Annotated in this window: 15 protein-coding genes; 11 read left to right on the top strand and 4 right to left on the bottom strand. The window is 51.8% G+C overall.

Going from position 1 to position 21,318, the window contains the following annotated elements; translation table 11 throughout:
- Window positions 1-230: 230 nt before the first annotated feature.
- Window positions 231-5,159: an S-layer homology domain-containing protein gene (locus WFK81_RS09140; protein ID WP_336786104.1), complete on the top strand. Its 4,929-nt coding sequence runs from the start codon at window positions 231-233 to the stop codon at window positions 5,157-5,159.
- Window positions 5,160-5,259: 100 nt separating this feature from the next.
- On the opposite strand, the gene argC is transcribed toward WFK81_RS09140, so the two are convergent.
- The gene (argC, locus tag WFK81_RS09135) at window positions 5,260-6,213 is read right to left on the bottom strand and encodes an N-acetyl-gamma-glutamyl-phosphate reductase (RefSeq protein ID WP_336786103.1); all 954 of its coding nucleotides are present in this window, start codon (window positions 6,211-6,213) and stop codon (window positions 5,260-5,262) included.
- A gap of 169 nt (window positions 6,214-6,382) precedes the next feature.
- Here argC and WFK81_RS09130 point away from each other — a divergent pair, with 169 nt between their 5' ends.
- Both WFK81_RS09130 and WFK81_RS09125 read left to right on the top strand, forming a co-directional pair.
- Entirely contained in the window at window positions 6,383-7,120 is a 738-nt protein-coding gene (locus WFK81_RS09130; RefSeq protein ID WP_336786102.1) for a DUF4184 family protein, read from the top strand.
- 130 nt (window positions 7,121-7,250) lie between these two features.
- The gene (locus tag WFK81_RS09125) at window positions 7,251-7,952 is read left to right on the top strand and encodes a type 1 glutamine amidotransferase (RefSeq protein ID WP_336786101.1); all 702 of its coding nucleotides are present in this window, start codon (window positions 7,251-7,253) and stop codon (window positions 7,950-7,952) included.
- A gap of 42 nt (window positions 7,953-7,994) precedes the next feature.
- On the opposite strand, the gene WFK81_RS09120 is transcribed toward WFK81_RS09125, so the two are convergent.
- Both WFK81_RS09120 and WFK81_RS09115 read right to left on the bottom strand, forming a co-directional pair.
- The gene (locus tag WFK81_RS09120; protein ID WP_336786100.1) at window positions 7,995-8,339 is read right to left on the bottom strand and encodes a P-II family nitrogen regulator; all 345 of its coding nucleotides are present in this window, start codon (window positions 8,337-8,339) and stop codon (window positions 7,995-7,997) included.
- Window positions 8,340-8,341: 2 nt separating this feature from the next.
- Window positions 8,342-9,757 carry an ammonium transporter gene (locus WFK81_RS09115; RefSeq protein WP_336786099.1) on the bottom strand — a complete coding sequence of 472 codons (1,416 nt, stop codon included), beginning with the start codon at window positions 9,755-9,757 and terminating at the stop codon, window positions 8,342-8,344.
- Window positions 9,758-9,981: 224 nt separating this feature from the next.
- Between WFK81_RS09115 and WFK81_RS09110 the strand changes: the two genes are divergently transcribed.
- The 3 genes from WFK81_RS09110 to WFK81_RS09100 all read left to right on the top strand — a co-directional run bounded on the left by WFK81_RS09110 (window position 9,982) and on the right by WFK81_RS09100 (window position 13,217).
- Entirely contained in the window at window positions 9,982-11,925 is a 1,944-nt protein-coding gene (locus tag WFK81_RS09110) for a primary-amine oxidase (RefSeq protein WP_336786098.1), read from the top strand.
- Window positions 11,926-11,953: 28 nt separating this feature from the next.
- Window positions 11,954-12,307, top strand: a complete 354-nt coding sequence (locus tag WFK81_RS09105) for a hypothetical protein (protein ID WP_336786097.1) — start codon at window positions 11,954-11,956, stop codon at window positions 12,305-12,307.
- Window positions 12,308-12,443: 136 nt separating this feature from the next.
- Window positions 12,444-13,217 (top strand): IclR family transcriptional regulator, encoded by a 774-nt coding sequence (locus WFK81_RS09100; protein ID WP_336786096.1) that lies wholly within the window; start codon window positions 12,444-12,446, stop codon window positions 13,215-13,217.
- 33 nt (window positions 13,218-13,250) lie between these two features.
- On the opposite strand, the gene WFK81_RS09095 is transcribed toward WFK81_RS09100, so the two are convergent.
- A complete protein-coding gene (locus tag WFK81_RS09095; protein ID WP_336786095.1) occupies window positions 13,251-14,180 on the bottom strand; it encodes a helix-turn-helix domain-containing protein in 930 nt (309 codons plus the stop codon).
- A gap of 123 nt (window positions 14,181-14,303) precedes the next feature.
- On the opposite strand from WFK81_RS09095, the gene WFK81_RS09090 reads away from it, so the two are divergent.
- From WFK81_RS09090 to WFK81_RS09070, 5 genes are all read left to right on the top strand, one after another.
- Window positions 14,304-15,191, top strand: coding sequence for a sugar phosphate isomerase/epimerase family protein (locus WFK81_RS09090; RefSeq protein WP_336786094.1), 888 nt, complete (start codon window positions 14,304-14,306; stop codon window positions 15,189-15,191).
- Window positions 15,192-15,204: 13 nt separating this feature from the next.
- A complete protein-coding gene (locus tag WFK81_RS09085; protein WP_336786093.1) occupies window positions 15,205-16,257 on the top strand; it encodes a Gfo/Idh/MocA family protein in 1,053 nt (350 codons plus the stop codon).
- 151 nt (window positions 16,258-16,408) lie between these two features.
- Window positions 16,409-18,478: a bifunctional aldolase/short-chain dehydrogenase gene (locus tag WFK81_RS09080; protein ID WP_336786092.1), complete on the top strand. Its 2,070-nt coding sequence runs from the start codon at window positions 16,409-16,411 to the stop codon at window positions 18,476-18,478.
- A 20-nt stretch (window positions 18,479-18,498) separates the two neighbouring features.
- Window positions 18,499-19,758 carry an L-rhamnose isomerase gene (gene rhaA, locus WFK81_RS09075; protein WP_336786091.1) on the top strand — a complete coding sequence of 420 codons (1,260 nt, stop codon included), beginning with the start codon at window positions 18,499-18,501 and terminating at the stop codon, window positions 19,756-19,758.
- 12 nt (window positions 19,759-19,770) lie between these two features.
- Window positions 19,771-21,243, top strand: a complete 1,473-nt coding sequence (locus WFK81_RS09070) for a rhamnulokinase (protein WP_336786090.1) — start codon at window positions 19,771-19,773, stop codon at window positions 21,241-21,243.
- Window positions 21,244-21,318: the final 75 nt, after the last annotated feature.

Below are 21,318 nucleotides of genomic sequence, written 5' to 3'. Positions count from 1 at the left end.
ACGCTATAAAACGGTACTTTTCTCATGAAAGCGGTTAATTTCTTTTAATCAACTTATTGAAATCGATTTCAATTGATGATATTATCCAATTCAGGAAAGCAACAAGACATACATCATGGGGATCAACAAGAGAAATGAGGAGGTGTAACCAACCAAGCTTATTATTAGTCGGCTATTAGAAACAGCATTACTCAGCATTGCAAAAAACTTTCTTGAGAGGGGCTTGAAGCATGGGAGCAAGTATGTGGAAACGGATGGCCGCGCAGACCCTGGTCGCAGGTCTTGTCGTCTCGAGCTTTACCGGTACTTCGTTGCCGGCGGTATCGGCAGCTGCCGGTGATCCGGTTAATGTGTGGATGACAACCGGCGACAAGAGCAATCTGATCGCCAAGCAGCCGGATGTTGCATTCGAAACGAACGGCGCGCCTGCAGAGCTGACGATTGACGTAGACGAGAATACGAAGTATCAGACGATTGACGGCTTCGGAGGCGCTCTAACGGATTCGTCAGCGTATGTCATTTCTAAAATGGATAACGAGGCGAAAAACGCTTTGATGAATAAGCTTTTCAGCCGCGAAGGCGACGGCGTTGGGTTCAGTTATATGCGGCTGCCGATGGGCGCAAGCGATTTTGCAACCAGCATTTATACGTATGACGATATGCCTAAGGGAGAGACGGATCCGAATCTGGAGCACTTCTCGGTTGCTCATGACAGCGCATACATTATTCCGTTCCTTAAACAGGCGCTGCAAATCAACCCGGATCTGAAAATTATGGGCACGCCTTGGAGCGCGCCGGGTTGGATGAAAACAACGGACTCATCGGTTAAAGGGAAGCTGAAAGAGGAGTATTACGGGGTTTACGCGCAATACTTCGTCAAATTTATAGAAGCCTATGAGGCGGAAGGAATTCCAATTGAGGCCGTTACGCTTCAGAACGAACCGCATTTCGAACCGGCCGATTACCCTGGAATGAGAATGGAACCGGAGGATCAAGCCAAGTTCGTGAAGGATTATCTGGGACCTGCGTTTGAAGAGGCTAAGATCGATACCAAAATTGTTGTCTGGGATCATAACTGGAGTGAGCCGGACTACCCGATCGAGGTTCTTAACGACCCGGATGCGAAGAAGTTCATTGCCGGTTCTGCCTTCCACGGCTATTCGGGCAATGTCAGCGCGCAATCGCTTGTTCATGACCAGCATCCGGACAAAGACATCTATTTCACGGAGAGCTCCGGCGGTGAATTCGCGCCTGATTTTGCCGGCAACGTGCAGTGGGATACTCAAAATCTCATCATTGGCGCTACCCGCAACTGGGCGCGTACATCGCTCAAATGGAACATTGCGCTTGACGAGAATCATGGTCCGTATGTAGGCGGCTGTTCGGACTGCCGCGGTATCGTAACGGTTAACAGCGGCACGGGTGAAGTCAAGTACAACGAAGAGTTTTATGCTTTTGGCCAGGCAAGCAAATTTGTTCTGCCGGGAGCACAGCGGATCAAGTCCAATACATTTGGCGCGGGCAGCATCGAGGATGTTGCGTTCGTCAATAAGGACGGCTCCAAGGTACTGGTAGCGCTGAACTCGTCGAACCAGCCGAAGGACTTCAAAGTACGCTGGGGATCAAAAAGCTTCGCGTATACGCTTCCTGCCGGCGCCGTAGCCAGCTTTGTATGGAGCGGAACGCAGGACAGCGCGGCTGCAATCAGCCCATATGCTGCCCTGCAGGCTGAGGATTACAGTGAAATGAACGGCGTAACAACGGCAGTGACCACGGACGCCGGCGGCGGCAAATCTGTCGGTACAACGGCGGATGGCAGCTTCATCGCATTCGATAACGTTGAATTTCTGAATGGCACGGCTAGCGTGAAGGTCAGAGCGCAATCGCAAGGCGACAGCGGCATCGAGTTTCGTCTCGACCGTCCGGATGGGGCATACGTCGGCGGCGTGGATCTCACGGATACAAACGGGGCATGGATTACGAAAGCCGCTCAAGCGGAATCCGTATCCGGCAAGCACAAGCTGTATGTCGTGTTCCGAGGCAAAGTGAATCTAAACTGGTTCCAGTTCTCATATGATTTCGTGCAAAGCAGCTATAACTATTTGAGCATCGGCGGCAGCTTTGAAGAAGGCGGACTTGCCGGATGGAATGGCTGGACGCCCGAAGGTCAAGCATCCGCTCAAAAGGCGGACAGAGATAATCCAAGAACGGGAGCCTATAAGCTTACGCATTATTTAGGCGGCAGCACGCCGTATGAACAGATCACCTATCGTACGGTGAAAGTTCCTAACGGAACTTATAAAGCTTCCGTCTGGTATCAAAAGGGCGGCAACACGAACGTAAGCTTGGAAGCGAAGAAATACGGCGGCGCCGATCTGAGCGTTGCAGCGGCAACAACGGCTTATGTAGGATCGTGGACGCAAATCGTTATTCCTGAAATTCAAGTGACAAACGGACAAGTGGAGCTGGGAATTCATTCCCGCAATAAAGGCGGCGAATGGGCTGCATTTGACGATGCGGAATTGATTCCGGTTATTGCAAAAGCTCCATCGGCAGCACAAGGCGCGAGCGCTCCGGGGACACCTCAAGGAGTCGGCGCCAACCTCTCGGGCGGACATAACATCGAGCTGTCTTGGACGGCATCCGCGGATGTAGACGGTTATAAAATTTACCGTTCCACAACGGATTCGGAAACTTCGGCAAACGGGGTATATCCGGATTACCGGCTGATTGGACTCGCGGCCGGAGAAGCGACCGGCTATGCAGACCAAGGGCTTCGCGGCAGGACGGCCTATTCCTACCGCGTTACGGCATTTAACGCTAACGGCGAATCTGCGGCAAGCGCTTCCGTAAACGCAACAACAGCGGCAGGTGCGGATTCCGTGGCACCGTCGGCACCGGTTGGCCTGACTGCGGAGCCGGGAATCGAACAGGTTAAATTGGCTTGGGAACCAAATGTCGAGACCGATTTCCTGAAGTACAACATTTATGTCAACGGCTTTAGACGGGCATCGGTTGATCCTGCTCCTTCATCCGTCTATACGGTGACCAACCTGAAAGCGGGCACTCGTTATACCTTTACGGTGAAAGCGGTAGACCAAGCAGGCAACGAATCGGCGGCCAGCAATGCGGTCACCGAGACGCCTACGGTGGCAAGCGTTCTGGTACCTTTCCCAGGCAACAATCTCGATTTCGAAACAACCGACAGCAATGGCAAAGCTACCCTTGCTCCATGGCAGGAATGGCATCCGGGTACGCAGTCGAATGCTTCGTCCATCGACAACGATAACCCGCGCGGCAAATATAAAATGACCCATTGGTCCGGTTCGGCTTACCAGCAATCGAACTATCAGACGCTTACCGTTCCGAACGGCGTGTATAAGGTTCAAGTGTGGGTAAGAACAGGCGGAGGACAAAACAAGTTCCAGCTTGAGGTATCGGGCTACGGCGAGAACGCGCCGCAGCTTACGAAAGACATGAGAGGCGCAAGCGGCAGCGTCTACACTCCGTTTGCGATCGACCGTATTGAGGTGACGAACGGCAAGCTGCAAATCGGTGTTTTCTCGGATGCAAAAGCCGGCAATTGGGCGGCTATCGACGATTTCGAGGTCTATCGTTATCCAGATGCTACTGTCGGAGTAACAGGCGTAACGCTCAATAAAGCTGAGCTTGCTCTTGATCTGACCAACACCAAGACGGGCACGCTCACTGCAACGATTCAACCGGGCAACGCGGAGAACCATAATCTGTATTGGAGCAGCAGCAATTCTTCGGTTGCAACGGTAACGGATGGCGTGGTAACGGCAAAAGGAACAGGTACGGCCGAAATAACCGTTACAACGGAAGACGGCGGCTTCACCGCCACAGCAACCGTAACCGTTACAAGCGGCAGCTCAACAACAATTCCATCCGCTGGCGGAGGCGCAACGACCGGACCTGTCGTCACGACTTCGGGAACAGGATCTACGATCAGCGGGTTTACGGCAACAACGGAACCAGCTCCTAACGGAGAGTCGGCGTCTGTTGTAAAAGTGGATTCGGCTATTCTGGCAAGCGCAGCTCAGGGCGGCAAAGCGGATTCCATTACAATCGATCTGACTGAGCTGAAAGGGCAAAGCAATCTGCAGGCAGAATTCCCTGTCGCTACGCTTGCCGAGCTTTTGAAAAACAACAAGTCTTTGACGCTCTCGGTAAAATCCGGTCTAGGAGCGTATGAGCTTCCTTTGCAGGCGTTGCTAAACAGCTCCGTAACAAACGGACAACAGCTTCGCGTGGCAATCAGCGCGGTATCCGATGCGATTAAGCATGCGGGCGAGCTGGCTTTGCAGCAGAAAAATGGTACATTAGTTGGAGCTCCCGTTCAATTTAACGTATGGGTAGGCAGCCATTCGAATTGGCAAGAGGTCAAGAACTTTGGCAAGCAGTACGTAACTCGTACGATTCCGCTTGGCAAGCCTGCCTTGAAGCCAACCGCAGCGGTTGTAATCGGTTCGGACGGCTCTGTAACTCCGGTGCCAACGACTTTTGTTGCCGATGCGAACGGTAACGTAACCGCGGTAATTCGCACGAATCATAACAGCGTCTACGCGGTATTGGCAATAAACAAATCGTTTGCCGATACAAAAGGGCATTGGGCCGAAAAAGAGATTAGCACTCTTGCTTCGAGCTTAATTCTAAACGGTGAAACCGTCGATCGATTTGCTCCCGAGCAGCAGTTGACCCGCGCGGAGTGGGTAGCGATGCTGACGCGAGCTCTTGGTTTGACAGCAGGCAACCCGGCAAACAGCAGCTTTAAGGATGTAACCGCAAATGCCTGGTATGCCGACGCGGTAGCGGCAGCGACAGAAGCGGGACTCATTCAAGGCTTTACGGATGGAACGTTCCGTCCGAATGACAAAATTACACGACAGCAGCTGGCCGTAACCGCTGCTAATGTTCTTGCCTTTGTAGGGAAGTCGCAAGCTGCCGGCGCAGATCAGCTTGCATCCTTGAAGGATGGCAGCGACATCGCCGCCTGGGCAGCTGACGCGGTGGCGCAATCGCTGAAATCCGGACTAATCAAAGGGACGCCGGAAGGCAACTATTACCCGGATAAAACAGCAACGCGCGCGGAAGCAGCAACGATTCTGTTCAGACTGATTTCGACGGTTCAAGGCTAATAAACAGTAAAGAGGCCTGCGTAGGTTGCTATTTAACCCGAACACGAAAGGGGTGTCCCATCGTCATTTTAATGACTAATGGGGCACCTCCTTCTTTTTATTAGAGGATCAGCCCGGATGCTTCGTCAAATCCCAGCATCAAATTCATATTTTGAATAGCGGCACCCGAAGCGCCTTTGCCTAAATTATCGTATCTCGAAACAATCGCAATATGATCGCCCTGTCCGAATACAAATATTTCTAACCGATTCGTGTTCTTGCATTCGTCAATCAGAAAATGACCGTCTTCCAGGTAGGCTTCCGCATTGTAAGGCATAACTTGAACAAATCGCTCCGATTCGTAATAAGCCGCCAATATTTCATGCACCGTTTTTGCGGAGGCCTGTTTAGCCATGCTTCTCCCCGTTAACAGAACGGTCATTGCCAGCCCTTGGGGGAAATTCGCTTTGATAGGCGTGAACAATGGCTCATACTCAAGTCCTGAAAACATGGCCATTTCGGGCAAATGCTTATGTTTACGCAGCAACGAATAAGGCCTCGGTACCCGGAGTTTATTGATGGAATCTGAGTCAGCATTCTCGTATTCGTCAATCCCGCTTTTTCCGGCCCCCGTATAACCAGAGATCGAATAACAGGAAGCGGGATAGTCCTTCTGAAGGAGACCGGATTCTATTAAGGGTCTAACGGAGAGGATAAAGCCGGTGGCATGGCAGCCTGGCACGGAGATTCTCGATGAGGATTGTATCCGTTCCCGCTGTTGCTTTAATTCCGGCAACCCATATACCCAGTTTTTGTCCGTTCTGAATAATGAACTTGCATTGATTAATTTCGTCTTGTCATTTTTGACAAGCGAGATGGATTCTTTGGCAGCTGAATCAGGGAGACAGAGGAATGCGAGATCCGCTTCATTAAGTAGTTTTTCACGCTCCTTGGGGTCCTTTCTTTTCTCGGGGTTAATTTTTAGAACTTCAATAGATGAAAACCGGGATAAATAATCAAGCAGCTTAAGGCCGGTTGTCCCTTCTTGACCATCCACAAATACGGTGTACTTCATTCTTCTTAACAACCTCCACTATAGAATATTAATACATTATAATGAATAAATATACACTCAACTTCTTTAGATGACCAGTCTTTTTCAAATTTATGAAAATCCTGTAACCTTTTGCTGTTACGTTCGTCTATAACCTTTAGAAATAAAGTATAGATTGGAGCTCGAAGGGATGCCTTATACGTTAGCTCATCCGATATTCGCTTATCCGTTAAAAAAGATAAACCGCAAACTTTTGAGCGTTACGGGTCTGGTGCTGGGAAGCATGGGACCGGATATGGAGTATTTCGTACGGCTGGAGCCTTATCAGTCTATCGGGCATACGGCTGCCGGATTATTCCTGCAGGTTATTCCGCTTAGCCTTGTACTTGGCTTCTTGTTTCATTATGTGGTCAAATCCTCGCTTGCTCTTCATCTGCCGTCGTTATTTGATCTGGATAAACGCGCCTACCATCTGATCGACAGCTGGGATATGAGAAGCTTCAAGGCGTGGTTATTTTATTTGCTTTCCGTGATTATCGGGTTCTATACGCATATTCTGGTGGACGGGTTTACCCATGAGAGAGGTTATTTTGTCCATCATTTGGATATTTTGAACCGGATTGTCTTTCTGGATCTGCCTTTATTTAAAATGCTGCAGTACAGCTTTTCTCTGCTGGGACTGGCGGTCATAACGATAACGGTCCTAATCAAGCTGCATAAAAGCAATCCGAAGAATGAAGATATTCTTACCGTGCCTTCCTATCAGAAATGGTTATATTGGATGGTTGTGTTCCTATGGGCGGTGCTGCTCACGGGGTTGAAATTAAATGCAAGCAGTCTGCCGGTTATCAGTATTTTGGCCGTTGCGCCTGTTTCGGGAGTCTGCGTTGGCCTCGTGGCCGCTTCCATGATTTACAGAAGAACGTAGTCCTCTCATCTTAAACGAATTAATTCCTGTCGTTTCCCACTATGTGAGAAAATCGAGTCGAGTCTTACCGAATTCATCTCTACAATTAGATTATAGACAACAGACATGTTTCACACTGGAGGGAATTGGGATGAACATACTGGCGTTTCGGCATTTCGACTTTGACGATACAAGCACTTTCTCGGAGTGGGCGCAATGGGGCGGACATCAGCTTACGGTTGTTAACCCGGCGGTAGAACTGGATGAGAAGTGGCTGGATACAACCGAGCTGCTGCTTATTCTTGGCGGGCCAATGAGCGTCTATCAAGAAGAGCAATACCCTTGGCTTGCGGATGAGAAAAGGTTTGTAAAATCGGCGATGGACCGCGGAATCAAAATATTGGGAATCTGCCTGGGCGCTCAGATGCTTGCGGAGATTCTTGGCGCCAAAGTGTACCGGCATACGCTTAAAGAAATCGGCTGGCACCGCATTGAGCGCATCGGTGAAGAACACCCTTGGCTGAAAGAAATGCCGGCCGAGTTTCACTCGTTCCAATGGCATGGCGATACGTTTGACCTGCCTGAAGGCGCAAGCCTTCTTGCCACCTCGGAGGCTTGCGGGCATCAAGCCTTCTCGTATGGAGATGATGTGCTAGCCCTGCAGTTCCATCTCGAGACTACGCCTGCTTGCATGGAGCAAATGGTAACGCGTTGGGCAAGCGAGCTGGTTGATGCGCCCTATATCCAATCCGCTGAAGAGATTCGCCGCAATATGCATCGCGTCGCCGCTTCCTTCCATATCTTGCATCAAGTGCTGGATCAGGCGGCACTATCGCCTGTCAAAGCCCCCTAATAGAGAACCCTCCCGGCTTCGCAATCGGGAGGGTTCATCCGTTTATTGGCCTAACGCAGCCGGGCCATGTTCGCCGGTCCGAATCCGGATCGCGTCGGCAATTTCCGTGACGAATATTTTGCCGTCGCCAATGGCGCCTGTTCTTGCCGCCTCGATAACGGCCTCTGCCGCTTCTTCATAGAGGTCGTCGCTAACGACGGTTTCGATTTTATTTTTTAATATGAAATCCGTCTGATATTCCACTCCGCGGTATAAGGTCCGTGTTCCTTTCTGAATGCCTTGGCCGCGGACATCGCTGATGGTCATGCCGCTGATTCCGATCGAGTGCAGGGCGGCTGTCACGCTGCTTAATTTTTCAGGACGAATAATAATGGTCAGCAGCTTCATGGTTACACTCCTTTCATCTCGGGACTCGCGGTAAGCACGGTTCCTGCAGGCTGATACTCCGCTTGCGGCCTTACGGGAATGCCGCTGTTCATCGCTTCAAAGGTGTTATAGGCATTCTCCCCGTGAAGACTGAGGTCAAGCCCGGTTAATTCCTGCTCTTCCGACACCCGCAAGGTTGTGAATAAAGAGATTGCCTTCAAGATGACGAAGGTGCCAACTGCCGCAAGACCAATCGCGACAAGCACGTCAACGCATTGAATAAGGACTTGCTTGGCATTGCCGTGGATAAGTCCGTCTGCACCTGCAGGGTTAACCTTGGCGCTGGCGAATATGCCGGTCGCAATAGCTCCCCAAATCCCGCCAATCCCGTGAATGCCGAATACATCAAGGGAATCATCGTATTGCAGCTTGGCTTTGACAACATGAAGTCCCCAGTAGCAAATGACGCTTGCAAGAGCGCCGATTGGAATGGCCGAGAGCACCGATACGAAGCCCGCTGCCGGCGTAATAGCCACAAGTCCGGCAATGATGCCGGTTACGCCGCCAACCATTGTTGCTTTTCCCCTTAATCTCCATTCCATGATCATCCATAGTACGCCGCCTGCCGCGGCAGCAACCTGCGTTGTAACAACGGCAAGGCTTGCTAATCCGCCGGATGCAAGGGCGCTGCCCGCATTAAAGCCAAACCAGCCAAACCAGAGGCACATCGCTCCAATCATAAAGAAAATAAGATTGTGGGGAGGAAGAGTCCGGTTAGGAAAGGAATGGCGTTTGCCTACAACCAGAGCGGCAACCAGCGCGCTTACGCCGGATAAAATGTGAACGACCGTTCCGCCGGCGAAGTCGAGTCCGCCAAGCTTCGAAAGCCAGCCGCCGCCCCAAGCCCAGAACGCCATTGGAGCATATACAAAGGTAACCCACAGAACGGCGAATATGACCCATACGTTAAACTTGATCCGCTCGGCTACTCCGCCGGAGATTAAGGCTGTTGTTATGGCCGCGAACATACCCTGATACATGGCGAAGATCAAATGCGGAATCGTCAGGCCATCCTTGGCATCCATGCCGACATGCTGGAAGCCGAGAAACTCGAATCCTCCGAATACGCCTCCCACCCCTGGTCCAAACGCGAAGCTATAGCCCCACAGCACCCAGACAAGCGTAACAATCACAAAGGCGCTCAAGCTATGCATGACGGTAGACAGGATATTCCGCTGGCCAACAAGTCCGCCATAGAACAAAGCGAGTCCCGGCATGAACATAAACATGACGAGTACGGTTGCGACGATAATCCAAGTCGTATCCCCGGTATCGATAGCGGCGGTTTCTCCTTCCGCGAAGGCGGTTAAGGGTATTGCGGTGAAGAGCAGAGTCATCAATGAAGCAATTGATAAGTACTTTTTCCAGGATGTCAGCATGTAAGTCCCTCCTATATTTATATGTTATCTTTCTTGACGTAATTATGATCGGAAATCCAAATAGAGAGAACGGGAGTATCCCGATATGTGAGAAAATCGAAAAATTCGGATAAATCAAATTCTAATTTTCTCAATATTCGGGAAACAGAGGTTTGACAGAGATGAAAGACGGGATATCATTGTCACATAAGTTAACATTAATCAAACGAAGAGAGGCGATTGAAATGACACCACTTACTTTATCGTTAGCGAATCACCCGCTGGAGCCGCTTAGCCGGGAAGAAATAAGCGCCGCCGTACGCATTCTGAAAGAGCAGCAGCAATTAACCGAATCCGACCGGTTTGTGCATGTTGCGTTGAAAGAGCCCAAGAAGGAGATTGTCATGGAGTTTGACGGCTCCAAACCGTTTGAAAGAGAAGCGTTTATTATTATTTTGAACAGGAAAGAGAATGCAACTTATGAAGCGGTGGTCTCTCTTACCGGGCAAAAGGTTGTCTCCTGGGTGCATGTGCCTGGCGTTCAGCCAACGATTATGTTGGATGAGCAGGCGGAATGCGAGGTTGCCGTCCGCAAGAGTCCGCTGTTTATTGAAGCGCTGGAGCGGCTCGGCATCCACACGCCGGAGCTCGTTATGGTAGATTTGTGGTCGCCGGGCAACTGGGGAACGGAAGAGGATGCGACCTTACGGTTAGCCAGACCTTTATGCTTCCTGCGCAGCGATGAGAAGGATAACGGATATGCCCGTCCATTGCCGCTTGTTCCAATCATAGATTTGAATACGATGGAAGTGCTTCGGGTTGAAGAATATGAATATACGAAAATTCCCGAGAAGGAGTTCAACTATACGCCGGACCGGGTAGGGCCGCTGCGGAGCGGGATCAAGCCGGTTGAAATTACGCAGCCTGAAGGTCCAAGCTTTACGATTAACGGGCATGAGATCGAGTGGCAGAATTGGAAGTTCCGAATCGGCTTTAACGCCCGCGAAGGTCTAACGCTGCACACCTTGTCCTATCATGATCAAGGCCGCGACCGTCCGGTGCTGTATCGCGGCTCCTTGTCGGAGATGGTTGTGCCTTATGGCGATCCGGGTCCAATTCAGAACCGGAAAAACGCGTTCGACAGCGGGGAATACGGCATTGGCCAATTGGCGAACAGCCTGGAGCTTGGCTGCGACTGCGTAGGATATATCAAGTATTTCGACGGGGTTATGACGGATAGCAAAGGGGATTTGTTTGTTATCAAAAACGCCATCTGCATGCACGAGGAAGACTTCGGCATTCTATGGAAGCATACGGATTGGCGGACAAACGACGTCGAAGTTAGGCGTTCCCGCCGGTTAGTCATCTCCTCTATTTCAACGGTAGCCAACTATGAATACGGATTTTTCTGGTATCTCTATCAGGACGGCAATATTCAATTCGAGGTGAAGCTGACGGGGATTCTGTCCACGGCTGGACTGCACCCGGGAGAAACGCCGAAGTACGGCAATATGGTGGGGCCGGATCTTTATGCGCCTAACCATCAGCATTTCTTCAACGTCCGTCTCGATATGCAAATTGATGGCAACGAAAATTCGGTCTATGAAGTCAACGTCGTATCGGAGGAGCTAGGCGAGAACAACCCTAGAGAGAACGCTTTTTATGCCAAATCCACCTTGCTGGAGACGGAGCTTCAGGCGAAACGGGACATTAAGCTGGAGACGGCGAGATATTGGAAGTTTGTTAACGATAACGTGAAAAATGAGCTTGGCCAATCCGTCGGCTTCAAAATCGTGACGGGGGAGAACTGCTTCCCGTTTGCTTCGGACAATTCCAGTCTCATTAAACGTGCCGGCTTTATTAAGCATCATCTGTGGGTTACCCCATACGATGAAGATGAAATGTACGCCTCCGGCAAATATCCGAACCAGCATCTCGGCGGAGACGGCTTGTCCGCTTGGGTGGAGAAGGACCGGGATATTAAAAATACCGACGTTGTCGTATGGTACACGATGGGTCATACCCACGTACCCCGTCCGGAGGATTGGCCGGTCATGCCTGCCGCTTATATCGGCTTTATGCTGAAGCCGGTCAGCTTCTTTAATCAAAGCCCGGCGATTAATCTTCCTCCGCAGTCGAAGAAAAAATATTGCGGCAGCGCGGTGAAGGCAGACGGCTGCCAGAGCTGAGCTGGCATAGAAGGGAGAGGCATATCTAATGATCAAACTTCGGCATTTGAGTTTGGAGTCGAAATATTCGGTGCTGTCGATGGTGTCCGTGTCCGGCGTGCTTATTCTGCACCTCGTTCATTGGCTGACGATGCCTCTCATAATGGGGACGGTCAGCGAAATGCATCATCACCATCAGGAAACGGGTGCCAATAGCTCTTTTCTGATGAGTACCGTAATGATGGTTTTATTCCTTATTAATCTGGCAAGCATATATTTTGCTGTCCGGCAGCTGATAGCGGCCGTTATGAAGACTGGCAGTCACACGGGACATTCGATTGTATGTGCAACGATTTCTTTAGCCGTTCTTTGTGTGGGGATATATACCATACTATCGTTTTAAAGCTTCGGGAGAGCTGATGTGTGTCAGGAAGCATCAGCTTTTTCCCCGTGAAAGAATGAATTGCCAAACGATAAACGTCCATTCTACAATAAGAAGTGTTAGGGATGTTCGAAAATATGACATGGAGGCGAAGCTCATGTCCGTGATCTCGAAGGCGATACATATACTGGATTATCTAGTTCCGCAGGGGAGCGAGAAGGAAGTCAGCGTGACGGAGATCAGCCGCGAACTGGATATGCCGGTGCAGAGCGTACACCGCATTCTCGCTTCCTTGTCGGAGCATGGCTTTGTCTCCCAGAACAGCAAAACGAAGAAATACAAGCTTGGCCTATCGATTATGAAATACGGGTTTCTAATGTGGGACAGCTTGCGGTTCCGCTCGATTGCGAGGCCCTTTATGGAGGAACTGTCGAAGCAGACGAAGGAAACGGTCTACCTGGCTACCCGCGAGAACACCGAAGGCGTATATATCGACAATATTGATTCTCCCCAGCTGCTCAAAATATCCGAGCCGATCGGGCTTAGGCTGCCACTTGTCATCGGAGCCTCCAATCGGGTAATACTGGCTTACATGACATCTTCTTCGAGGGAATCCATTCTGAATCAGATTGATTGGGAGGGACTGCCTTCCTTGCGGCCATTGACCAGGGACTATATTGCCAATGATCTGGAGCAGATTCGCAAGCGCGGGTATGCGATTACCTCCGGCGAAGCAACGGAAGGGACAACGGGGATAGGCGCTCCTATCTTCTCCTACGAGAATACGGTGATCGGTTCGCTCAACTGCGCTGGCCCGACCTTGCGTTTTACGGCGGAGAACATCGAGAAATACAGCTATTACGTGAAGAAATACGCGGATCTGATCTCTCAAGAGTTAGGGTACCGTCATTTGTACCGAATCAGCGAGTAATGAAGAATCGGCGATTATTCAATAAAAATCCCCTTAGGCGATTGGCTCGCTCAAGGGGATTTTGTTTGCGTCGGTCAGCTGCTTTCTGAGCTGGGAAGGGGCAACGCCTTTGTACTTTTTGTACATCTTCGTAAAATAATTGGAGTTGTCGCAGCCGACGCGCCCCGCAATCTCGGTAATGGAAAGGTCTCCGGCAAGCAGCAGCCGTTCCGCTTCATTTACCCGGCATACATTGACGTAGTCGATAAATGTCCGGCCGGTCAGCTTTTTGAACATTTTGCAGAAATGATGGACGTTCAGGTTCATCCTTCTTGCCGCGTCGGCGACCGTCTGCTTGTCCGCGAAGTTAACTTCGATGTACTCGATTAATGTCTTGAACTGTTCGCGGTTGTGTACATATTGATGGGTCGCCTGCTCCGGAAGCTGCTGCGGCAGAAATTTGCGGGACAGCAGCGTGAGCAGCATGTGAAGCTGCGATTTCACCAACAGCTGATAGGCGGGCTGCTTCGCCGTAAATTCCGAATTGGCCTGTTCCAGCAAGTAATAATAATCCGCGCAGGAGGGATCAAGCCGGGTCGGCTTGACCGGCAGCTGTACGCGGCCCTCCAAATAAGGCAGGACATATTTCGTATGAAGAGAATCCTGCATCCAATTCTGGAAGAGGGAGCTGTTATAGACGATAGCCAGATAGGATAGATCTCCTTCGCAGAGGCTATAGCCGACATGAAGCGCTCCGGCGGGCACAAATAAAACATCCCCCGGATGAGCCTCGTATGATCCGCTGTCGATATGAAAGACGGCGCTGCCCTGCTGCATGAAGATAATTTCGAAATGCTCATGCCAATGCAGATAAAGAATCAGCTCGCCCGGCTTCTTCTGAAAAGCGCGGTTCTGAAAAATTTGAACCGGATGCATTTTCTCGTCTATTCGAGTATTCTCGCGCAGTTCCTTCGGATAGCTCATGAAAGACTCAACTCCACAATATAGGACTAGTAAAACACAAGAATGGTCGAGAATCGTCCGTTTTCCCGCGTTATACTGAGGTTGCATTCAAAATTAATCCACCAAAATAGGAGTGGTAATGATATGACGAATATACTTCGGATCGGTACATTGGTTGGAGGAGGCGACGCGGTACGCGTTATTCCTCAGATTGCGCCTCACGGCTTCGAATCGTATAGCTTGACGTTCTGGCAGACAACGGGCGATACGGATCTGGTTGAGACGGCGAAGCGGGTTCGCGAGCTGTCCGATGAATACGGTTTCATTATATCGACGGTTGGCATCTTTGGCAATCCGTTGACCGGAGCGGGCAATAACGCGGATACCCTTGCAAGCTGGGAAAGACTGATTGATCACGCGCATTTGTTCGGGACGGACATCGTATCCGGGTTTACCGGACGCTTGACCGGCGAATCGATTGACAGCTCTATCCCGCGGTATGCGGAGGTATTCGGTGAGCTGGGCAAGCGAGCGGCGGATAAGGGAGTCCGAATCGCGTTCGAGAATTGCGATATGGGCGGAACGTGGGAGAGCGGCGATTGGAACATTGCGCATAACCCGACGGCTTGGGAAATGATGTTTAACGCGATCCCATCCAACAATATCGGTCTGCAGTGGGAGCCATGCCATCAGATGGTTTCGCTGATCGACCCGATTCCGCAGCTCCGCAAATGGGTGAACAAAGTGTTCCACGTTCATGGAAAGGACGCAACCATCGCATGGGATATCGTCAAGGAATACGGCATTCATGGTCCAAAGGAATTCGTGTGGCACCGGACGCCGGGCTTTGGCGATACGAACTGGACGGATATTATTACCATTCTCAGACAAGCCGGCTATCAAGGAACGATCGATATCGAAGGCTGGCATGATCCGGTCTACCGAGACGAGCTGGAGATGACGGGACAAGTCCACGCCTTGAATTATTTGAAGCAATGCCGCGGCGGACAGTTTGTGCCGAATCCGAAATAAGGGGTGCATAGGAATGAGCGCAACATATAAAGTTGTAGTAGCGGGCTGCGGGGGCATGTCGAACATCTGGATCGATACGGCCATCGAGCGTGAGGATACGGAGATTGTCGCTTTAGTCGATATCAAGCAGGAGTTTGCCGAGAAAATGAGGGAAAAGAAGGGGCTGAACTGCCCTACCTTCACCGATCTTGCCGAGGCGATTCAGCAGACCGGCGCTAATCTTGTTTTTGACGTGACGATACCCGCGAGCCATCACCGGATCGCAAGCACGGCTATGCAGCTTGGCTGCAATATTTTTGGAGAGAAGCCGCTTGCGGAAACGGCGGAGGAGTGCAAGGATCTGATTCGGATTGCGGAGGAGACGGGAAAATCGCATGCCGTCATGCAAAACCGGCGGTTTGATCCCCGTATTCGCGCGCTGCGTCATCTGCTGGACTCGGGTACGATCGGCAAACCCGGCTTTGTAAACGCAGACTTTTTCCTGGGGCCGCATTTCGGCGGATTCCGGGAAACGATGGCAAGTCCGCTGCTGCTCGATATGGCGATCCATACGTTTGACCAGGCGCGTCTTATACTGGGAGCAGATCCGGTGTCGGTGTACTGCCACGAATTTAACCCGCCGGGGTCTTGGTACGAAGGGGCAGCCGCGGCAGTCTGCATCTTCGAAATGTCAGACGGCTCGGTGTTCAATTACCGCGGGTCCTGGTGTGCGGAAGGTGCCAATACATCCTGGGAAGCAGACTGGAGAATCACGGGCGAGAAAGGTACGGCGATCTGGAACGGGCATGATGCGCCGTATGCGGAAGTGATTGCGCCGGAACCTCAGGAAGGGAAGTTCATTAAATCGTTTGTCCGGGTAGAGGCGGATTCCGCGGTATACAATGCCCATTCGGAAAGAACCGGGCATCCGGGCTGCCTGGACGAGATGTTCCTCTCCTTGGAGGAGAACCGCAGGGCGGAAACCGACAGCCGGGATAACCAATACAGCATGGCTATGGTTAATGCGGCGCTGGAAAGCGCGCGGACGGGGCAAAAAGTAACGATTGCGGATTTTATTCGCAGGTAGCCGATTGGCAGGAGCGGGGAGCGGGAGCTTTCCCGCTCTTTTAATTTTTGAATATATTTGTTTATGCCCGAAATATTTTTGTTTTCAAATATAAACAAACATGTTACTATCAAAACATAAAGATAAAACAACGTATTCGGAGGTAAACAAAATGGTACAAAGCTTATGGCAATCATCTCAAGCATCTGAATTCACAAACGGACTTGATCAATTGGTTTATCGCTCTAACCTGATCGGTGCAGACCGCCGCGTGTGCAATATCTTTGGCGGCAATACTTCAACGAAAACGACGGTTAAAGATTTCCGCGGCCGCGATATTGAAGTGATGTACGTGAAAGGCAGCGGTTCGGATCTTGGTTCGATGAAAGCGGCGAACTTCACCGGTCTTCGCATGGAAGATATCCGTCCTTTGTTCGAACGCGATGCGATGACGGACGAAGAAATGGTTGCTTACCTTGGCAACTGCATGATTGACGCGAAGCATCCGCGCGCTTCGATCGAGACTTTGCTGCATGCCTTTCTGCCATTCAAGCACGTAGACCATACGCATCCGGATGCGATTATCAGCCTGTGCTGCGCGGATAACGGCCGCCATCTGGCGGAAGAAATTTTCGGCAACCGCTTCGTATGGGTGCCTTACGTGCGTCCCGGCTTTACTCTCTCGAAAATGATCGCGGAAGGCGTATTGGCTAATCCAAACGCAGAGCTGGTTCTGATGGAGAAGCATGGCCTTGTAACTTGGGGCGAAACGTCCGAAGAATGCTATGCTCAGACGATCAAGATAATTAATGAAGCAGAAGCTTTCATCGAATCGCGCGTTAATGAAGACAAATTGTTCGGCGGCGTGAAGCATGAAGCCCTTCCGGCCGAGGTTCGCCGTCAAATCGTATCGCAGGTGATGCCTACGATCCGCGGTGCCGTATCCGACGCGAAGAAAATGATCCTGTCGTTCGACGACCAAGACGATGTGCTTGCTTTCGTTGGCGGCGCGGACGCTCCGCAGCTGTCTCAGGTAGGCGCCGCTTGCCCGGACCATCTCGTTCATACGAAGGTTGTTCCGCTCTTTATCGATTGGACGCCTAACGCGGAGGATATCGACGGCCTGAAGTCGAAATTGATTGAAGGCGTTGCCGCTTATAAAGAGCAATACAAAGCTTATTTCGAGGAAAACAAAAACGAAGGCGACGTCATGTTTGAAGCGGCTCCGCGCGTAATCCTCATTCCGGGTCTTGGCATGATCAACACGGGCAAGAGCTGGGCGCTGTCGCAAGTGAGCGGCGCTTTGTACCATCGCGCGATTTCCGTTATGCGCGGCGCTACGGCGCTTGGCAGCTTCGTATCGCTGAGCGCGAACGAATCGTACAACGTAGAGTACTGGCCGCTTGAGCTTTACAAGTTGTCGCTGGCTCCGGCTGAAGCCGAATTCTCCCGCAAGGTTGCCTTCATTACGGGCGGTGCCGGCGGCATCGGCAGCGAGACGGCCCGCCGCCTCGTATCGGAAGGCGCGCATGTCGTGCTGGCCGACTTGAATCTCGAAGGCGCGCAGAAGGTTGCGCAAGAAATTAACGACAAATACGGCGAGAACCGCGCTTACGCCGTGAAAATGGACGTTACGGACGAGCAGGCGGTGCAGGCTGCCTATGCGGAAGTAGCTCTCGTCTACGGCGGGGTGGATATTATCGTCAACAACGCAGGCCTGGCAACGTCCAGCCCGTTTGACGAAACCTCCCTCAAAGAATGGAATCTGAATATTAACGTGCTTGGCACCGGCTATTTCCTTGTTGCCCGCGAAGCGTTCAAGCTGATGAAGCAGCAAGGCCTTGGCGGCAACATGGTATTCATCGGCTCCAAAAACTCGATCTTCGCAGGCAAGAGCGTTACGGCTTACAGCTCGGCAAAAGCGCTGGAAGCTCATCTGGCACGCTGCATCGCGGCGGAAGGCGGCGAATTCGGCATTCGCGTCAATACGATTCTGCCGGATGCGATTCTGCAGGGCTCCGCGATTTGGAACGGCACATGGCGCAACGAGCGTGCCGCGGCTTACGGCATCGAGCCTGACCAATTGGAAGAGCACTACCGCAAACGGACTACGTTGCTCGTCAATATTTATCCGAGAGACATTGCGGAAGGCATCGCCTTCTTCGCATCTTCGAAATCGGATAAAACAACCGGCTGTATGCTGACGATTGACGGCGGTGTACCGGCTGCATTCACACGCTAATAAGGAGGGTACCCATACAGATGGATCAAAACGTAAAGCAAGCTTATGAAGCGGCAAAAGCATTGTACGCCCAGCACGGGATTGATACGGATGAAGTATTGCGCAAGCTGGAGGAGGTGAAAATCTCCATGCACTGCTGGCAAGGCGATGACGTAAAAGGCTTCCTGAACGCGGATCAGGAATTGACCGGCGGCATCTCGGTTACCGGCCAATATCCGGGCGCGGCAAGAACGCCGGAGGAGCTTCGCTCCGATCTGGAGAAAGCCTTCTCCCTTATTCCGGGCAAGCATAAAGTAAACCTTCATGCGATCTATACCGATACGAGCGAAAAGGTTGAGCTGGATCAGCTTGAGCCGCGTCATTACGAAGGCTGGGTAACCTGGGCGAAGGAGCAGGGGCTTGGACTCGACTTCAACCCAACCTGCTTCTCGCATGAGAAATCGAGCGACGGCTTTACGCTTAGTCATCCGGATCCGGAGATCCGCCAATTCTGGATTGACCACTGCAAGGCTTCCCGCCGCATCGGCGCTTACTTTGGCGAGCAGCTGGGCCAGACTTGCGTGACCAACGTCTGGGTTCCGGACGGCTTCAAGGATAATCCGGTTGACCGAATGACCCCGCGCAAACGTCTGAAGGCTTCGCTTGATGAAGTGTTTGCCGAGCCGCTTGATCCTAATTACAACCTGGATGCGGTGGAGAGCAAGCTGTTTGGGCTTGGCTCGGAAGCGTATGTGGTTGGCTCCCACGAATTTTATATGGGCTACGGCTTGCAGAATAACAAGCTGATCTGTCTGGATGCGGGGCATTTCCATCCGACGGAAGTCATCTCGAATAAATTGTCTTCCCTTGCTCTCTTCACAAGCGGCATTCTGCTTCACGTAAGCCGCCCGATGAGATGGGACAGCGACCATGTCGTCATTATGGACGATGAGCTGCTGGAGATCGGCAGAGAGCTGGTTCGCCATGATCTGCTGGGCACAACCCATATCGGCCTTGATTTCTTCGATGCCAGCATTAACCGCGTGGCGGCTTGGGTAGTCGGCACGCGCAACACCATCAAGGCTTTGCTCCGCGCGATGCTCGAGCCGGTGGAAACACTGAAGAAAATCGAGCTGGAAGGCGATTACACGACCCGCCTTGCGCTCACCGAAGAGTTCAAGTCGTATCCGTTTGGCGCGATCTGGGATTACTATTGCGCGACGAAGGGTGTTCCGGTCCGAGAGCAATGGATTAGCGAAGTGAAGGAATACGAACAAAACGTATTGCTGAAGCGCGGTTAGGAGGACGACCGGTTGTCGGACATATTAGCGTTTGACCTCGGAGCAAGCAGCGGAAGAGCGATTCTAGGCAGTCTGAAGGACGGCAAGATCGTAACCGAAGAGCTCCACCGCTTTCCTAACGATCCGGTGCAGACGGGCGACCGTCTGCACTGGGATATTCTGCGGTTGTATCACGAGATCAAGCAAGGCCTGCTTAAGGCCAAGCATAAGGGGATACGGCCGCTTAGCATCGGTATTGATTCCTGGGCGGTTGATTACGGATTTATCGCTGCTGACGGGAGTCTGCTAGGCAATCCGCTTCATTATCGGGACCGCTCAAGCGCCGGAATGATGGAGAGACTTCAGGAGGAATTAACGCCTGCGGAAATCTTCAAGCGGACGGGCATTCAGTTCCTGCCGTTTAATACGATTTACCAGCTCTATGCGGCCAAGCTGAATCAATCTCCGCAGCTTGCCGCAGCGAAGCATTTCCTGATGATCCCGGATTTGCTGCGGTATTTCCTGACGGGCGAAATGTACAACGAGTTTTCCAACGCAACGACGACTCAGCTGTACAACCCGCTCAAGCAGCAATGGGATGAGGAGCTGCTTCAGTATCTTGGCCTGCCGCAGTCCTTGTTCGGGCAAGTGCTTCAGCCTGGTTCGCCGGCCGGGAATTTGCAGCCATCCGTTCAGGAAGAGCTTGGGCTTGGCCCGATAGCGGTTCATGCCGTTGCGGAGCATGATACGGCATCGGCCGTTGTGGCGGTTCCGGCGCTTGAACGTTCCTTCGCTTACTTAAGCTGCGGAACCTGGTCGCTTCTCGGGACCGAGATTCAGGAGCCGATTATGACGGCGGAAGCGGAGCAGCTTAATTTTACGAATGAGGGCGGCTTTGGCGGCACTTACCGTCTGCTGAAGAACATTATGGGCTTGTGGATTCTGCAGGAGAGCAGAAGAGAGTGGGAGCGTTCCGGAGAGGATTACAGCTTCCCAGAGCTTGTTAAGCTTGCCGGAGAAGCCCCGGCGTTCACAGCCTTTATTGACCCGGATTGTCCGGTATTTATGGCGCCTGGGGATATGCCGGCGAGAGTCAAGGAATATTGCCGGAAGACGAATCAGCCGGTTCCGGAGAATGTTGGCACGCTCGTTCGCTGCATTCTGGAAAGCCTCGCCTTCAAATACCGTTATGTGCTTGAACTGACGGAACGGTTGTCCGGCCAGCAGTTTAACGGTCTTCATATGGTTGGCGGCGGCATTCATAATACGCTGCTCTGCCAGTGGACGGCAAATGCAATCGGCAAGCCGGTATGGGCGGGACCCGCGGAAGGCAGCGCGATCGGGAATCTGGCGGTTCAATGGATTGCAAGAGGCGAGTTCGCGGACATATGGGAAGCCCGGCGTGTTATCAGGGATTCTTTCCCGGTTACGATTTACGGCCCCGAACAAGGGGAAGCATGGTATGATGGATTCGGACGATTCCTGGAGATTACAGCGCTCCGATAAAAGTCTATCCACCAGTGACCTTGTGTAAGAGCATGTATTTACGGGCAGCGGTACTGCGGGGATTCACTCGCTGTG

Origin of the sequence: Paenibacillus sp. MMO-177, assembly GCF_037147795.1 — a bacterium.
GTDB lineage: Bacteria > Bacillota > Bacilli > Paenibacillales > Paenibacillaceae > Pristimantibacillus.
This window is presented reverse-complemented; position numbering and strand designations above follow the sequence as displayed.

Coding starts and splice junctions, on each gene's coding strand:
- WFK81_RS09105 (WP_336786097.1), top strand. CDS start 11,954: ATGATCAAACTTCGGCATTTGAGTTTGGAGTCGAAATATTCGGTGCTG.
- argC (WP_336786103.1), bottom strand. CDS start 6,213: ATGAAGTACACCGTATTTGTGGATGGTCAAGAAGGGACAACCGGCCTT.
- rhaA (WP_336786091.1), top strand. CDS start 18,499: ATGGATCAAAACGTAAAGCAAGCTTATGAAGCGGCAAAAGCATTGTAC.
- WFK81_RS09115 (WP_336786099.1), bottom strand. CDS start 9,757: ATGCTGACATCCTGGAAAAAGTACTTATCAATTGCTTCATTGATGACT.
- WFK81_RS09125 (WP_336786101.1), top strand. CDS start 7,251: ATGAACATACTGGCGTTTCGGCATTTCGACTTTGACGATACAAGCACT.
- WFK81_RS09080 (WP_336786092.1), top strand. CDS start 16,409: ATGGTACAAAGCTTATGGCAATCATCTCAAGCATCTGAATTCACAAAC.
- WFK81_RS09085 (WP_336786093.1), top strand. CDS start 15,205: ATGAGCGCAACATATAAAGTTGTAGTAGCGGGCTGCGGGGGCATGTCG.
- WFK81_RS09120 (WP_336786100.1), bottom strand. CDS start 8,339: ATGAAGCTGCTGACCATTATTATTCGTCCTGAAAAATTAAGCAGCGTG.
- WFK81_RS09130 (WP_336786102.1), top strand. CDS start 6,383: ATGCCTTATACGTTAGCTCATCCGATATTCGCTTATCCGTTAAAAAAG.
- WFK81_RS09140 (WP_336786104.1), top strand. CDS start 231: ATGGGAGCAAGTATGTGGAAACGGATGGCCGCGCAGACCCTGGTCGCA.
- WFK81_RS09110 (WP_336786098.1), top strand. CDS start 9,982: ATGACACCACTTACTTTATCGTTAGCGAATCACCCGCTGGAGCCGCTT.
- WFK81_RS09090 (WP_336786094.1), top strand. CDS start 14,304: ATGACGAATATACTTCGGATCGGTACATTGGTTGGAGGAGGCGACGCG.
- WFK81_RS09095 (WP_336786095.1), bottom strand. CDS start 14,180: ATGAGCTATCCGAAGGAACTGCGCGAGAATACTCGAATAGACGAGAAA.
- WFK81_RS09100 (WP_336786096.1), top strand. CDS start 12,444: ATGTCCGTGATCTCGAAGGCGATACATATACTGGATTATCTAGTTCCG.